The following is a 15139-nucleotide window of genomic DNA, read 5'->3' as shown; positions in this document are numbered from 1 at the left end:
ATGGACACGCTATTGGTGCGCAATGCGCGGCTGGTCAACGAGGGGCGTGAATTCGAAGCCGACCTGCTGGTGCGCCATGGGCGCATAGAACGGATCGCCGGCAGCCTCGACAACGCCCGGGCGGCACTGGAGATCGATGCCAAGGGCGCCTGGTTGCTGCCAGGGATGATCGACGACCAGGTGCATTTTCGCGAGCCGGGGGCGCCGCACAAGGGCAGTATTGCCAGCGAGTCGCGGGCGGCGGTGGCCGGGGGCATCACCAGCTACATGGACATGCCCAACACCAACCCGCCGACGTTGACCCTGGAGGCGCTGGCCGACAAGAAGCGCCGGGCGGCGGCAGGCTCACGGGCCAACTATGGTTTTCACTTCGGGGTGAGCCGCGACAACCTCGACACCATTGCCGCCCTCGACCCCCGCGAAGTGGCCGGGATCAAGGTGTTCATGGGCGCGTCCACTGGCGACATGCTGGTGGATGATCCGCAGGTGCTGGAAAAACTCTTTGTCTATGCGCCGACCATCGTCCTGGCCCATTGCGAGCACACGCCCAGCATTGTGCAGAACGAGGGGTGGTGGCGGGCGCGCCACGGCGAATTCATCCCTCCGGCCGCGCACCCGCTGATCCGCGATGCCGACGCCTGCTACCGCTCCTCGAGCCTGGCCGTGCATCTGGCCCGGCGCTTCGGCACGCGCCTGCATGTGCTGCACCTGACCACGGTGCGCGAGCTGGCGTTGTTCACGTCCGGCCCGGTGAGCGGCAAGCGCATCACCGCTGAGGTGTGCCTGCACCACCTGCTGTTCGACGACAGCGACTACGCCAGCCTCGGCCACTTGATCAAGTGCAATCCGGCGATCAAGACCGGCACCGACCGCGATGCCCTGCGCAACGCCCTGGCCCGCGACCGTATCGATGTGATCGGTACCGACCACGCGCCGCATACGCTGGAAGAAAAGCGGCGGGTGTATACCCGCGCACCGTCAGGCCTGCCGCTGGTGCAGCACGCCCTGCCGGCGGCGCTGGAGCTGGTCAGCGAAGGGGTGCTGAGCATGGCCCAGGTGGTGACCAAGACCAGCCACGCGGTGGCCGAGCTGTTCGCCATTCGCGAGCGCGGTTTCCTGCGCGAGGGATACTGGGCGGACTTCGCCATCGTCGAGCGCCTGGCCAGGCCACGGGCCGTGGCGGACGACCCGATCCTGGCGCGCTGCGGCTGGACGCCGTTCCAGCAGCGCGCCTTCCACCATGTGGTACGTAGCACGGTGGTGTCGGGGCAACTGGCCTGGCACCAGGGCCAAGTGTGCGACCCGTGCCAGGGATTGCCCTTGATGTTCGACCGTTGATTTGAGCTGGGGGCCGCTGCGCAGCCCCTGTGGGAGCTGGCTTGCCAGCGAAAGGGGCGCGGCGCGCGCCCAGCATTTCGGAACCTTGCCATGACTGAAGAGCAATTGTTGCAACAACCTGCAGCCGCCTACATGAACGAGCCGCAGCGGCAATTCTTCCGTAACCTGCTGCTGGCCCAGCGCGGCGAGCTGCAGGGCCGTATCGAACAGGAGTTCCGCGCCCTGCGTGAGCAGGAGGTGCACAGCGACCTCGCCGACATCGGCAGCGCCGAAGAAGAGCGCCACTGGCAACTGCGCTCGCTGGAGCGGGAGAAGAAACTGCTGGACAAGATCGACCAGGCGCTGGAGCGCCTGGCCCGGGGCGACTACGGCTGGTGTGAGGAAACCGGTGAGCCGATCGGTCTGCGCCGCCTGCTACTGCGGCCCACCGCGACTTTGTGCGTCGAGGCCAAGGAGCGCCAGGAACTGCGCGAGCGGCATGTGCGTGACGACGTCTAGTCAGAGGCCAGCCCCTGAACCTGCAATTGCCAGCGCACCGAGCTGACGCCTTTCTCCAGGCTTACCCGGCCGACCAGGCGCTCCAACTGGGTTGGCGCCTGCGGCGTGCCGAGCAGTTCGGCGCGTACCTCCAGCCGTGTTGGGTCGGCCAGGTCTTCGCTGTGCAGCGACTGCAAGCGCAGGCCCGGGTCGCTGAGGCTGTGCAGCATCAGGCTGCGTACCTGGATCTCGTCCTCGGCGCGGCAGACGATGCGCACCTCGTAGCGCTGCTCGACTTCGCTGGCCGGCAGCACGTCCTGGCGGTCGAGGCGCTGGGCGAGGTCGCGCAGCAGGATGTTTGCGCACAGCACCACCAGGCTGCCCAGCGACGCCTCCAGCAACAGCCCGAGGCTGCACAGCACGCCAACCGCGGCGGTGCACCAGAGGGTAGCGGCGGTATTCAGGCCCCGCACGTTGAAGCCGTCGCGCATGATCACGCCGCCGCCGAGAAAGCCGATGCCCGACACCACGTAGGCGGCGATGCGCGAGGCATCGGTGGGCGCCATGCCTGGCACGGCCTGGGTCATCAGCACGAACAGGCAGGCACCGGTGCTGACCAGGGCGTTGGTGCGCAGGCCCGTCAGGCGCTGGCGCAGTTGACGCTCGGCGCCGATCAGGGCACCGAGCAGCAGGGCCACGCTGACGCGCAGCAGGAAGATTTTCCAATCCATAGCGAACTCCGTTCTGCGGGCGATGGCCCGCATGGGCGCCGACTTGAGACGGCGCGATTGCAAACGAGGAATGCGCAGGACCACGCGCCTTGCCGGAGGCAGGGCTGGGAAACTAAGGAGGAATGTTCAGCCAGGGAGGGCCGAAGGGAACCACCGTCTACCGAGTACGGCGAGACAGTGGCAGGAACGCTGCCGGACTAGCTCGCCGTGTGGGCCTGTCGCAATCGACTGGGGCTACTGTCCAATGCAGGGGTCTCCTGGGTGAGGGATGCTTGAATGCGCGGCGGACCATACGCCTCGATCCGCGCTGGGTCAAGGCGTGGGGCATGACAATTGTGTTACGTCAAGCGCCGGCAGGTGCCGGCCTGGGTACATTCTTCATGGAAAATCCCTCTGAATGACCTGGCGGCAATGGTACGCTTGCGCCTTTCGTTGCCAACCCCCCCGGACCGATACATGTTGTTCAATCTCGCCGTGCTGTTCGGCACCCTGGTGGCCATGGAGGGCGTCGGCACGCTGGCCCACAAGTACGTCATGCACGGCTGGGGCTGGTGGCTGCACCGCTCGCATCACGAGCCGCAACTGGGCATGCTGGAAACCAACGACCTCTACCTGCTGGCGCTCGGGCTTATCGCCGCTGCCCTGGTGATGCTGGGCAAGGCCGGGCACGCGCCGCTGCAATGGGTTGGTGGCGGCGTGGCGGGCTATGAGCTGGCCTACGTGCTGGCCCATGACGGATTCTTCCACCGCCATTGGCCGAGGGCGCCGAAACCGGTCAACCGCTACCTCAAGCGTCTGTACCGGGCTCATCGCCTGCACCATGCGGTGAAGGGCCGCCAGGGCAGCGTGTCGTTCGGATTCTTCTATGCGCCGCCGTTGCGGGTGTTGAAGCAGCAGCTGAAACGGCGACGGGGTTGATTGCTTGGCGCCTCATTTGCCTGTTGGACCGGATACGGCTCAACCGTGCCGCTCGAGGGGCTGCGACGATGACGTTCTGCTGGCCGACCCGGCTCATTGCACCGGCAGGAAATTCATCAACAGCAGGCTTTGCGCGTAGTTCAGGCCGATCCGTCGATAGCGCTCGTCAAGCATCTGCGCCAGCAGGTCGAGGCGGGCGACGACCTTGCCGAACTCCACCGCGAAGCTGAGGTTGCTGCCTTGCTCGGAGATTTCGTTGGAAAACAGCAGGAGCACGCCATTGGCATCCTGGCGCTGGCCGAGCATCCAGGTGGCCTTCTCGATGTTGCGCGCGGCATTGTGGATGAACAACGGGTCGAGGGTGTCGGTCATGTAGAACTCGGTGCGCCCGCCATGGGCGGTGACCAGCATGCTGCCGATGGCATAGATGAACGCGCCTACCCGGTCGCCGCGAAACTCCGGGCTCAGGGCGTAGCTCAAGGCCGCCAGGTCGCGGCGCTCGCCCAACTGCGCCAGGGGCTGGCGCTGTTCGATGGCGATGCGGATCTGCCGTGCCGCGGTGGTGGCGTCGAGGTAGCCCGATTGCCGCCACTGGTTGGGGTTGCGCAGGTACAGCTTGTTCATCAGCAGATACAGGCTTTGCAGGTTGTCGCGCATGGCCAGGGTGGCCATGCGGTCGACGCTGGTCTGGAACAGCTCGTCGGGCTTGCCGTTGCCGAACTGGGTGAGCATGTCACGGCCCTGCTGCTGGGTGCAGGCAACCAGGCACGCCAGGCTGCCGGCCATCAGCAGTAGGCGAGGAAACGGAAAGCGTCTTCGTACGGCCATCGGCACCGGTTGGAAAAGGCGGTCCCACCGGGGATCGGTGGGACCTGGCCATGCATAGAGCGCACAAACGCGAAAAAGTGCGATATCGGCCTGCGCCGGCGGCCGGCCAAGGTCGATCAGGCTACATCGACCAGCACGATTTCGCTGTCTTCCAGCGCCGTCACCTTGAGCAGCGTTTCCTGCTCGATCGCCACCCCGTCACGGGCCTTGGCTTGCAAGCCGTTCACTTCAATCCGTCCCTTGGCAGGTACCAGGTAGCCGCGGCGGCCCTCATCGAGGCGGTACTCGGCGCTTTCACCGGCGCGCAGGGTCGCGGCCACCAGGCGCGCGTCGGTGCGGATGCGCAGGCTGTCGTCATCGCCTTCGCGGCCGCTGGCCAGGGTCACGAAGCCTTCGCCACGTTCGCCCTTGGGGAAGGGGCGGCTACCCCAGGAGGGCGCATCACCGACCTTTTCCGGGATGATCCAGATCTGGAAGATCCGCGTGTCGACCTTCTCCAGGTTGTACTCGCTGTGGACGATGCCGCTGCCAGCGCTCATGACCTGCACGTCGCCAGCTTCAGTGCGGCCCTTGTTGCCCAGGCTGTCCTGATGGGTGATGGCGCCTTCGCGAACGTAGGTGATGATCTCCATGTCACGGTGCGGGTGCGGCGGGAAGCCAGCACCGGCCGCGATCAGGTCGTCGTTCCACACGCGCAGGTTGCCCCAGTGCATGCGTGCCGGGTCATGGTACTCGGCGAAGGAGAAGTGATGATGGGCGTCGAGCCAGCCGTGGTTGGCGTGGCCAAGGCTTTCGAAGGGTCGCAGTTGCAGCATGGTGGCGCTCCTATGAGTCGGTGGAATGAGGTCATGATGCGTGTTTAAAATATCGATAAAAAGCGTAAATATCGGCTAAATACAATCGTTAAATTCGATAATTTAGTTTGCGACTCTGCATGCGCTTCATCGCCTAATCCACTGATCCATAAGCATTCGCTGGCACTTTTGCGCGGATGAGGCGAACATGCCGGCTGTTCTGATTTTCAACGGAGTGACCGTGCCGCACGAGCATCCCCGGGCCCCGGCCGACCTGACCCCTCCCGCCCAGTTGCCCTGGTTGCGTCGCCTGGTCGCGCGCCTGTTGGGCCGCGGTTTGTCGCGCCTGCAGGCGCAGCATCGCGACTCCTGGTTCCTCGGCCACGCCACGGGGCAGCGCAACGGCCATGCCGATGGCTTGCGTGAGGGCTACGAGCAAGGCCGGGTCGATGGCTATGAGGCCGGGCGCCAGGTCCTGGTGATCCGCGATACCCGCCCGGACCAGGCTGCGACGCCGGGACGTGATGACAACCTGTTCGACGACTGGCGCCTGCCGGTGACCGCCGAGCTGAAAAGGCGCTTCAAGGCTGATGTCGCCAAGCGGTTGCCTGGCGAGGCACAACCGAGCGCGGCGCAATGGAAGTTGATTTTCAGCGACACGCCCTCGACCTGCGTGGTGGCCGGCGCCGGCGCCGGCAAGTCGACGTCTTTGGTGCTGCGCATCCTGCTGCTGCGCCACTACCTGGGCTTCGAGCTCGATGCCCTGACCGTGGTGACCTTCACCCGCGAGTCGCGCCGTGACTTCATCCAGCGCCTGCTGCAGGTGTTCGCCCTGTGGCAGCTCGAATTGTCGCCTGCCCAGGGGCGAGAGCTGGTGCGTACATTCCATTCGCGCATCCTGCCGTTGGTGCGCAGCCTGCCGAGTTTTGCCCAGGTGCGGGCGTTCGAGACCCTGGGCAACGAAATGCCCGCAGGCGGCGAGGCGAACGCTGACAGCAACCCGTTCGACCTGCGCCTGAACGATGCCCAACGCCAGCAGCTCAACCAGTGCTACAGCGACCTGCTGGGCCAGAGCCCGCGTTTCGTCCAGCTGGTCGGCGCGTTGCGCCAGGAGGCGCTGCTGCTCAAGCCGCTGGACCCGGACCACCCGGATGTGCAGAAGCGTGTACAGGTAACCCAGCTGGCCGCCCAGCGCGACGAGGAATTGTGCGATGTGATCGAGGACCTGTGGTTTACCGCCGGTGCCTGGCCAATCAAGGGTATCGAGCCGTGCCGGGACACGGTGCAGATCCGCGGCAGCCGCTTTCATGTCCATGGCCGTCTGGAAGGGCTGGACGCCTGGGTGGTATTGGGCTTCGACCCGTCTGAAAGCGCCCAGTACCAGCGGCCGGGCGCCAAGCTGGCGGTGCGCGCGGAATGGGCGGTAAAGCGCACCCTATTTCAAGCTTTTTGCGATAAGCCATTGATATGGCTCGATAATTATGCGGCGGCAAAACGACTTGCGACGTCCTTGGCGGGTGATGCCGTGGCCGGTCCGGGCTTCGAGTACAAGGTGAAGGGCGAGCTGGCTCCGGCGCCCTTGCTCGACGCCTTCGTCAGCGCCGCCAGCTTCATTGAGAACCTCGGCCTGGACGTCAACACCGCCGTGGCCGCCATGAACTTCCCGTCCGGCGACAGCGACGCGGCATTCTTCGAGGCCCTCGCGCTGTTCTGGAAAGCACTGGAAGCACACCTGCTGGCGCAGTCGCCGCCGGTGATGACCTACAACCGCATGTTTGCCCTGTTTGGCGAGAACAATCCGGAGAACCTCGGGTTGCTCCCCGATCCCTTGCTACGCCCATTGGCGCATCTGATGATCGACGAGTTCCAGGACGTCTCGCCGCAGATCGTCAGTTGGCTGCGTGCCTGCCTCGCCGAAATCCGTCGCCGTGGGCCGGCCATGCACAGCGGGCGGGTGGCGCAACATTCATCGCTGATGTGCGTGGGCGATGACTGGCAGTCGATCTACGGCTGGCGCGGCAGCTCGCCGAAATACTTCATGGAGTTCACCAAGGCCTTCCCGTCACCGGCCAACACGCGGGTGATGCTGGTGGAAAACTACCGCAGCCAGCAGTACATCATCGAGGCCGCCGAGCATCTGGTCAAAGGCGCCTCGGCCATCACCGGCAAGAAGGCCAGGGCCAGTGGGCTGGCGGCCGAGCTGCCGCTGTCGCCGGTGAAGGTCTTCGACCGGGACGAGGCCGCACTGGCCGAAACGGTGATCGAGCATTACCAGCGCGGTGAAACGGTACTAATGCTGTTTCGAAAAACAAGCGATAAGTTATTGATTGAAAAGCATTTGTCGCAAATAGCTAAAGTGGATTCTAGCTTGCCGCCCAGCCAGCGCCGCCTGCGCCAGTTGACCTATCACAGTGCCAAGGGACTACAGGCTGACACGGTGTTCATGCTTGGCGATTGCCAATACCTGACCAGCTCGCCCTATAAGAACCAGGTCTATCGCCTGGCCGGCCTGGGCAAACCAGCAGACGCCCAGGCATTCGATACGGCGCAGAAAGAAGAGGTACAGCGCCTGGCCTACGTGGCGGTGACGCGGGCGGTCCGGCAATGCTATTGGCACGTGGAGAAAGCCAGCGGCGAGGCTGCCGGGCAGGCACGTGCGTCGAGCCAAGTCCTGGGGCAGGAGGCCTTTTTCGAAGACCTGCGCGGCCAGTAGGCTCAGTTGTTGGGGTCGCGGCGGCGGGTCAGGCGCAGGTAGAGAGCATCTTCTTCCTCTTCAAGGCCCAGGGCCATGCGGTTCATCCCCTCGACGTAACCCTCGCTGGCGATGGGTTCACGCAGGGGCTGGCCATCCTCGCCCAGCGGGCTGCGACCCAAGGCCTGGGTCAGCGCTTCGATCACCGGTGCTTCGAGCGCGCCGTCGAGGTCGTTGCCCTCAAGGTAGTCCATGCCGGTGTCCCAGCGTTTTCTGAGCATCTCGAACCGGGCTCTGTTCTCCTGGCGCAGCAGGCGTCGCCAACTTGGTTGCCGGGCGATCCACTGGCGGCGAGCCTCGGCGTCCCGGTCCCGGGCGTCGACTTCCTCCAACACCGCTTCCTCGGTCCACGGCGAGATTTCGGCCGTGTGGCGGTACAACATCGCCTGCTGGGGCTCGGGGAAGTCCAGGCGCCTGGCCAGGCCGGTACGCAGGGCCAAGCGTATCTCGATCAGGTCCAGGCCTTCACCGACGCCATTGTGCAGCACGTCGTCGGACAAGGTGTCAAAGCGATGCAGGGCTGGCAGCACGGGCCTGGCGCCACGCTCGGCCAGCGGCCGGGTGGCCCAGGCATCCCGAGCGCGCAGGGCATCTCGCCGAGCTACGCGGGCGTTGAACAGGTCCTGGGCCAAGGTGTTCACCTGGTCACGCCGGAACAGGCGCCGGAAGAACTGGAACAGTGGTGGGGTGGCGACTTCCGCGCCTGCGGACTCATCGTAGGCCATCACTTCGATCTGCAAGGTGCCGAAACCATCGGCGCCTGCATCGCCACAGCTCACCGGGAACTCATCGGCCACGTCGTCCAGGCGTGCACGAAGGCGAGTACTGGCGCTTGCGCGCTCGAGCAGTGCCCATACCTGGCGGGCAAATGCTCGGGGATGGCGATGGGCACTGGCCGACAGGCCCGCCTGTTCGACGACTTGGCGCAGGCTGGCATGCTCGTCTGCGTCGAATAGCGCTGCCCACATTGCCCGCTGTTGCTGGCTGGCGCTTTGCAACCAGTCGATTCGGCATGGTGACACGGTGCCGTCGATCCCCTCGACACGTTGTTCGACCGAAGCGCCGGCAATCTGCAGGCTTTCGCGGGTTGTCTCGTCCAACGGGTTGTCGTTGAACCGCCAGCGGTATGACGCACGCCTGGCCAACAGTTCACCCAGGAAGGGAGAGGACAACAGGGCGGGCAGCCCCGGTACCTGTTCGATGCCGTTATTGCTCAGGTCCACCACCCGCAGCATGCAAGGATTGCGCTGCATCAGGCTGCTCAACCCAGTAGGCCACAGGCGCAGTCGGCTGCTATCCAGGCGCAAGGTCGCGAGGTTGTCCAGGCCGGTCAGGTTGGGACTGGTGGCGAGGGGGTTGTTGCTCAGGAGCAAGTGGCGCAGTGGTCGCATCGAACTGAATAAATCCGCTGTGTCGGCATCCAGCGCAATACGATTGGCGCGTAGGTCCAGCGTTTCCAGCGGCAGTCCGGTGAGCATCCGCAGGTCAGGCAAGGTGAGCGTCAACTGGTGATGTGGCATTTCCAGGATGCGCAGGTCCTGCAAGGTGGGGAGTACCTCATGGGCCACGGCGGGCAGCGCGCCCAGGCGCGTGCCACTCAAGCGAAGCTCCTGCAACCGTGGGGCGTGTCGCAATGCCTGCAGCACCGAGCTGGCGCTCAACTGGGAGCTGTTTCGCACATCGACGCGCCTGAGTGCCGGGAAGGCCTGCAGGAAGTCGGCCGGCATCTCGATCACATTGAGATTCTCCAGCGACAGCGTGGTGATATGGTCGAAGCGTGCCGTGAGTATCGGCAGGGCGTCGAGGGCGACATTGGAAAGACTCAGCATGTCGCCGTCCAGACGTTGCCAGGCCCGCACGAGCAGGTCTGCGGTCCTGGCGTAGCCCGCACCGACTTCGTCACCCCAGTCTTGGGTGCCTCTGTCGGTCCAGGCGTGCAGCTGTTCGCGCAGCGAGGACAGCTGGATGCGCAGCGCCTGTATCTGTTCGGCCACACCTGCGCGGACGCGCAGGGTGGCCAGTAACTGGCGCACCTCGCGACCGTTGAGCCCCGGGTACAGGGCATGCAGCTCGCGCTCTGCCCGCGTGGCGAACAAACCGGGGCTCAGTGGATAGCCGTAACGCCCGTCGCTCAGGCGCAAAGGTGAGTGCCAGCCCGGTTGTGACGGTTGCTGGCCGAGCATGCGTGCGGTCGCTGGGCGGTTGGCCAGGGCTGCGTGATAGCACTGTTCGGGCGTCCATTGCGGGTGTGCGGCCAACAGGCTGTCGCTGATCAGCCGGCTGTCGGCATTGGCCAGGCTGGGGCGATACAAGCCCAGGATCGCCCTGTCCAGCCGGCACCGGGCTTGCAACAGCCGCGCCTCTTCGGCCAACCGCAGGGGGACCCGCCCGCTGAGAAGGGCTTGCCGTTCGGCGCCGTTGGCGGTGGCCACCAGCTCTTCCAGTGCTTGCATGGGCAGTCCGGAGAACACGCGCCCGATCGTCAGCGCCGCAGCGCAACCCGGCGGGGCCGGGACTTGATGGAGGCTGTCGGCCTTGAGTCGCCGCAAGGCGTCCTCCAGTAGCGCGGGGGCGCGCCGGCCGTTGACGTGCATCTGCTCGAGCACGCCGCGCTCCAGGCCGGTGCTGTCGAGTGCCGCAATCAGCTCCTCGTCGGTCAGCCCGTCGCCAAGCGGTCCCAGCCGGCGCATCAGTTTTGCCCGCCCCCAGTCTTGTGGTCGCTCGTGCGCCATGCGCCAGGCACCGCTGCCATTGCCGTACAGCGCTGGCTGATAGGCGCGAGGGTCGGCAGGGTGTACAACGCGCCATTGTCCCTCGAGGCCGCGGCGGATTTCGTGGAGCGTACCGTCCAGGTCGACGAAATGCCGGTCATCATGGTGAAAGATGCCTTGCTCGTCGGGCTCAAGGCCCGCCGGTAACTCCACCGGGCTGCGGTAATGCTCGAGTTCAGGGTGCCATAGCAGTTCCTGGCCCTCCAGCCACAGGCTTTGCATCCAATCGACGAACCCACAGGCCTGGGCCAGCTTGGTAACACCGGCGATGGCGGTCACGCTGCCCAGGTTGATCAGAAGCGACTCGACCTGGTTCACCGCTTGCGCGTTGTCACCCTCGGACCAGGCTTCGAAGCCGTGGAAAATACTTGCCATGACCTGGCCTGCGCCCACGGCCAGCATGGCGACATCCAGTCCGGGAACGAACATGGCCGCCACGCCGAGCACATTCAGGCCACGCTCGCGCCACAAAGCCAGGCGCTCACGCCGGGCCTTGGCATCGACGTCCTCCGTTGGCACCGCGATGCAGCGGGCGTCCTCCCGCAGGCGGTGTACGTGGTCATTGAACAGCTTCGGCCATACGGGGAAGCCGACAGCGACTTCATGGATCGCCAGTGCGGGGAAGCGGATGGGAGCGGGCGGATCCTGCTGCTGTAGCAAGGGGGTGGCCGGCAGGCCTTGCCAGGGATGTAGGCCTGGCTCGGTTTCGGCGAAAGCGGGAGACGGCGTTTCCAGCGGGCGCATGCCGCTCGCAGTGGCTCCGAACAGTCTGGCCCTGAGCTTGCTCGCCATGCCTGGGCGGTCCTTAAGGGCAACATGCTCCAGGAAGCGTTCGCGATAGGCGGGCGCCAGCAAGCGACGACGCAAGTACCTGCCGAAGGCCAGCAGGTTGTCGAACTCCTGCACCGGTCGCGCATGGTCAAAAGGCAAGTAGGCGATGCACGACGGCGTGGACTGGCCGCTCGATGTCAACAGCAACAGATCGTGCAACTGGGTATCGAGCATGCGCAACACCGCTACCCTGGCCGGTGCACCTCGGTAGCGCGGCATCGAACCGGTGCTACTGAGCTGTCGCACGGCCTGGAGGCCGTCGTCGGTCAGGTGTCCGCGCATCCGTGCGATCAACGCCTGTACGGTGAGCTCATGGCACCGGGCCTGACTCCACAGGGCGCACAACAGCGTTCTACGCTGACCGCCGTAGATATCCTGCAGGTGCTCCTGGTAGCGCCGGCCCAGGTCGAGCAGACGGCAATGGGTGACAAACGCGGCAGTGCTCAGGCCGGGTAGAGCACTGCTGTCGTCGGCACTGACTTGCAGGCTGCTGTAAGGGCCGACCTCGGCCACGCCCTCGAAATTGTGCAGGGCCGCTTCGAGCAGGCTGGTGAGACTGGCGGTGCCCGCCGGTTCCTCGATCGTGGCCGGAGTGCTTGGGGCATGATGGGACGCGTCCGGGTCGGGGAATTCGCCACCCAGGCTCGACGTGAACGGCTGATGCCTGAACCGGGCCTGTGTCAGCGCCACCTGACTGCCCAGTCGTGCCTGCAGCAGCGGCTCGCAGAACTCGGTGATACCGCGCAAGTCTTGCAGTGCCTTGGCCAGAGCCAAGTGGCTCGTCGCGCGCTGCTTGATGGCCTGACGCAACTCGGCCTGGCGGGCGGCCGGGGCCTGGGCGAACCAGGGGGCTGGCTGCCCGTCTTGCTGGATATGCTCGCGGTGGGCGCGCCGCAGCAGTCTGCTGACGTGGTGGGGGTGCAGGTGCCTGGTCCAGCCCGGCAGGCTGCGCAGGATCTGTTCCTGGTGGTAGGGCGGTTCGCTGTGGTGCATGGTCGCATTCCAAAAGTGGGAGCGGCCATTCAAGGGCAGTTAGCGGCGCCTGGAGCGGTACATGATTGCTGCTGCCACCAGGGCAATGGCTGACACGCCCACGGTCTTTTGCCCCACAAAGGCTGTGCTGTACCCACCGTCGGTCATTGACGCCAATGGCCTAGGGTGTCTTCGCAGGTCGGCTGCTATGGTCTAGGCAAAGCCTGATCGTGGAGCTTCGCCATGCCAGCTTTCGCCATACTACGCATCGACCATGTCGTCCTGCGCGTCAGCGACCTGACCCGCAGCCTGGCTTTCTATCACGAGCTGCTCGGCTGCCCGGTGCGCAAGCGTCGGGACACACTGGGGATGATCCACCTTGGCGCCGGTGACGGCCTGATCGACCTGGTGGCGGTCGACGGCCCGCTGGGGCGCCAGGGCGGCGAGGCGCCCGGCCAGTGTGGGCATAATGTCGATCATGTCTGCCTGCGCATCGAGCCGTTCGAGGAACAGGCGCTGAGCGCGCTGTTGCACGAGGCCGGTGTCAGGGTGGAGGCTGCCGAGAAGCGTTACGGAGCCGAAGGTGAGGGCATGTCGCTGTACTGCTTCGACCCGGACGGCAACCGGATCGAGCTCAAAGGGCCGCCATTACCGGGTTGAAGCCTAGGCGTCCGCCGTCCCCAGCAGTAACCCAACCTGCTGGCGCCTGGGCAAGCGTCGCACCACCAGTTGGTGCGAGCGGTGCAGCAGGTCGCTCAGCTCGTCGCGGCCCATGGGATAGGGCGGCAGCATGCTGATCCACTTTGCCCGTGCCAGGTACGGGGCCGGGCGGATTCCGGGGCGGTCGCAATAACCCAGGAACAGCTCGTCGGCCACCTTGAACGACAGGCCCGCGCCGCCCAGGTCCTGCACGGCGAACATCTTGTTGCCGGCCACCGAGAACACACGGATGCCACCCCACTTGTAGTCTTCCTGAGCGCCCGGCAGGGCCAGGCACAGCGCCGCCACTTGCTCCTCGGTCATCCTTTTCTCAGACATAACGCTCTCCACAGGCCTCGAACGAGGTTGCCAGGTGATCGATCCATGCGCGTACTGCTGGAAGCAGGCCGCGCCGATGCGGATAGACCGCCTGCAGGTAGCCGCCAGGCAGCGACCAGTCTGGCAGCAGGCGCACCAGTTCGCCACGGGCCAGTTCCTCCTCGCAGAACATCGACGGCAGGGCGGTAAAGCCCAGGCCGGCGCGTACCGCGGCATTGCGCACGACGAAGTCGTCGATGGCCAGGCGCGGCTCCAGGGCGACTTCCTCCTGCCGCCCGTTGGGGCCATGCAGGCGAAAATGCACCAGCCGGTCAGCCTCGGCAGCGCCCAGCACCGGCAGGGTCGCCAGTTGTGCAGGCTCGCGGATATGGTCGGCAAACCCTGGTGCGGCCACCAGTTGCATCTGCGCCTGGCGCAGGCGTCGGGTGACCAAGGCTGGGTCCTCATCGCCCAGGTCGCGCACGCGCAGGGCCACGTCGATGCCTTCGGAGATCAGGTCGACCCGGCGGTTGAGCAGCACCATGTCCAGTTGCACCAAGGGGTACTGGGCGAGGAAGCGGCTGATGATATCTGGCAGGAATGCATGGGCCAGGGCCACGGGGCACGAGACGCGCAGCCGGCCGCGGGGCTCGCTGGACATGCTGGCCACCACTTCATCGGCCATCTCCGCCTCCAGCAGCATGGCCTGGCAATGGTTCAGGTAACGCTCGCCCACGGCGGTCAGCTTGAGTTGCCGGGTGGTGCGCTGCAGCAGACGCGTGCCAAGACGCTCTTCCAGCTCGGCGATGCGCCGCGACAGGCGCGACTTGGGAATGCCCAGCTGGCGCCCGGCAGCAGCGAAGCCACCGGCTTCGACCACCCGGGCGAAGTAGAAGAGATCGTTGAGGTCTTGCATTTGATAGTCTCATTGTTCCATCAGTGGAACAAACTAACGCGTTTTTGCCGACTTATCAGCTATTCGATGTGCCGATAGGATTCTCTACATCGTGATCGCCCACCGCCGCGGTCTTCATTCACAGGAGAGTCCCATGAAACTGTTGCATATCGATTCGAGCATCCTGGGCGACAATTCCGCCTCCCGCCAGCTGAGCCGCGAAGTGGTCGAGGCCTGGAAGGCCGCCGACCCGAGCATCGAGGTGGTCTACCGTGACTTGGCCAACGATGCCATCAGCCACTTCTCCGCCGCCACCCTCGTGGCCGCCGGCACCCCCGAGGAAATGCGCGATGCCGCACAGGCTCATGAAGCCAAGCTCAGTGCGGAAACACTGGCAGAGTTCCTCGCCGCCGACGCGGTGGTGATCGGTGCGCCGATGTACAACTTCACCGTGCCGACCCAGCTCAAGGCCTGGATCGACCGCGTGGCGGTGGCCGGCCAGACCTTCCGCTACACCGAAGCCGGCCCGCAAGGCCTGTGCGGTGACAAGAAAGTGATCCTGGTGTCCACCGCCGGAGGCCTGCACCAGGGCCAGCCGACCGGTGTCGGCCATGAGGACTTCCTCAAGGTGTTCCTCGGCTTCATCGGCATCACCGACCTGGAAATCGTCCGCGCCCACGGCCTGGCCTATGGCCCTGAGCACCGCGCCAAGGCCATTGATGCCGCCCAGGCGCAGATCGCAGGTGAGCTGTTCGCCGCTGCCTGATTGTTGCCACCGATTCAAAGCCGGCTGTCGCCTCGTGCGCCAGCCGGCT

At 65.4% G+C, this 15139-nt stretch carries 12 protein-coding genes; 6 read left to right on the top strand and 6 right to left on the bottom strand.

Going from position 1 to position 15139, the window contains the following annotated elements; all coding sequences use genetic code 11:
• Both BMY03_RS00870 and dksA read left to right on the top strand, forming a co-directional pair.
• Entirely contained in the window at positions 1-1338 is a 1338-nt protein-coding gene (locus tag BMY03_RS00870) for a dihydroorotase (RefSeq protein WP_094010001.1), read from the top strand.
• 90 nt (positions 1339-1428) lie between these two features.
• Positions 1429-1836, top strand: a complete 408-nt coding sequence (gene dksA, locus BMY03_RS00865; protein ID WP_023633185.1) for an RNA polymerase-binding protein DksA — start codon at positions 1429-1431, stop codon at positions 1834-1836.
• On the opposite strand, the gene BMY03_RS00860 is transcribed toward dksA, so the two are convergent.
• Positions 1833-2546 (bottom strand): MgtC/SapB family protein, encoded by a 714-nt coding sequence (locus tag BMY03_RS00860; protein WP_038706204.1) that lies wholly within the window; start codon positions 2544-2546, stop codon positions 1833-1835. The two genes, dksA and BMY03_RS00860, sit on opposite strands and share 4 nt — an antisense overlap.
• A gap of 456 nt (positions 2547-3002) precedes the next feature.
• Here BMY03_RS00860 and BMY03_RS00855 point away from each other — a divergent pair, with 456 nt between their 5' ends.
• The gene (locus tag BMY03_RS00855) at positions 3003-3464 is read left to right on the top strand and encodes a sterol desaturase family protein (RefSeq protein ID WP_094010000.1); all 462 of its coding nucleotides are present in this window, start codon (positions 3003-3005) and stop codon (positions 3462-3464) included.
• A 93-nt stretch (positions 3465-3557) separates the two neighbouring features.
• On the opposite strand, the gene BMY03_RS00850 is transcribed toward BMY03_RS00855, so the two are convergent.
• Complete coding sequence (locus BMY03_RS00850) at positions 3558-4292, bottom strand: hypothetical protein (RefSeq protein ID WP_031315351.1); 735 nt, start codon at positions 4290-4292, stop codon at positions 3558-3560.
• Between the two features lie 116 nt (positions 4293-4408).
• Positions 4409-5107 carry a pirin family protein gene (locus tag BMY03_RS00845; RefSeq protein ID WP_023631092.1) on the bottom strand — a complete coding sequence of 233 codons (699 nt, stop codon included), beginning with the start codon at positions 5105-5107 and terminating at the stop codon, positions 4409-4411.
• A 187-nt stretch (positions 5108-5294) separates the two neighbouring features.
• Between BMY03_RS00845 and BMY03_RS00840 the strand changes: the two genes are divergently transcribed.
• Positions 5295-7799 carry a UvrD-helicase domain-containing protein gene (locus BMY03_RS00840; RefSeq protein WP_094009999.1) on the top strand — a complete coding sequence of 835 codons (2505 nt, stop codon included), beginning with the start codon at positions 5295-5297 and terminating at the stop codon, positions 7797-7799.
• Positions 7800-7801: 2 nt separating this feature from the next.
• On the opposite strand, the gene BMY03_RS00835 is transcribed toward BMY03_RS00840, so the two are convergent.
• Complete coding sequence (locus BMY03_RS00835; protein WP_094009998.1) at positions 7802-12433, bottom strand: dermonecrotic toxin domain-containing protein; 4632 nt, start codon at positions 12431-12433, stop codon at positions 7802-7804.
• A 222-nt stretch (positions 12434-12655) separates the two neighbouring features.
• On the opposite strand from BMY03_RS00835, the gene BMY03_RS00830 reads away from it, so the two are divergent.
• Complete coding sequence (locus BMY03_RS00830) at positions 12656-13072, top strand: VOC family protein (RefSeq protein WP_038706200.1); 417 nt, start codon at positions 12656-12658, stop codon at positions 13070-13072.
• A gap of 3 nt (positions 13073-13075) precedes the next feature.
• Here BMY03_RS00830 and BMY03_RS00825 read toward each other — a convergent pair whose 3' ends face one another.
• Entirely contained in the window at positions 13076-13450 is a 375-nt protein-coding gene (locus tag BMY03_RS00825; protein WP_094009997.1) for an MmcQ/YjbR family DNA-binding protein, read from the bottom strand.
• The gene (locus BMY03_RS00820; RefSeq protein WP_038706199.1) at positions 13443-14345 is read right to left on the bottom strand and encodes a LysR substrate-binding domain-containing protein; all 903 of its coding nucleotides are present in this window, start codon (positions 14343-14345) and stop codon (positions 13443-13445) included. Before BMY03_RS00820 ends, BMY03_RS00825 begins: the two co-directional genes overlap by 8 nt.
• Positions 14346-14478: 133 nt before the next feature.
• Between BMY03_RS00820 and BMY03_RS00815 the strand changes: the two genes are divergently transcribed.
• The gene (locus BMY03_RS00815) at positions 14479-15090 is read left to right on the top strand and encodes an FMN-dependent NADH-azoreductase (protein WP_023631820.1); all 612 of its coding nucleotides are present in this window, start codon (positions 14479-14481) and stop codon (positions 15088-15090) included.
• The last annotated feature ends 49 nt before the right edge of the window (positions 15091-15139 follow it).

It is taken from the genome of Pseudomonas soli (genome assembly GCF_900110655.1).
Classification (GTDB): domain Bacteria; phylum Pseudomonadota; class Gammaproteobacteria; order Pseudomonadales; family Pseudomonadaceae; genus Aquipseudomonas; species Aquipseudomonas soli.
This window is presented reverse-complemented; position numbering and strand designations above follow the sequence as displayed.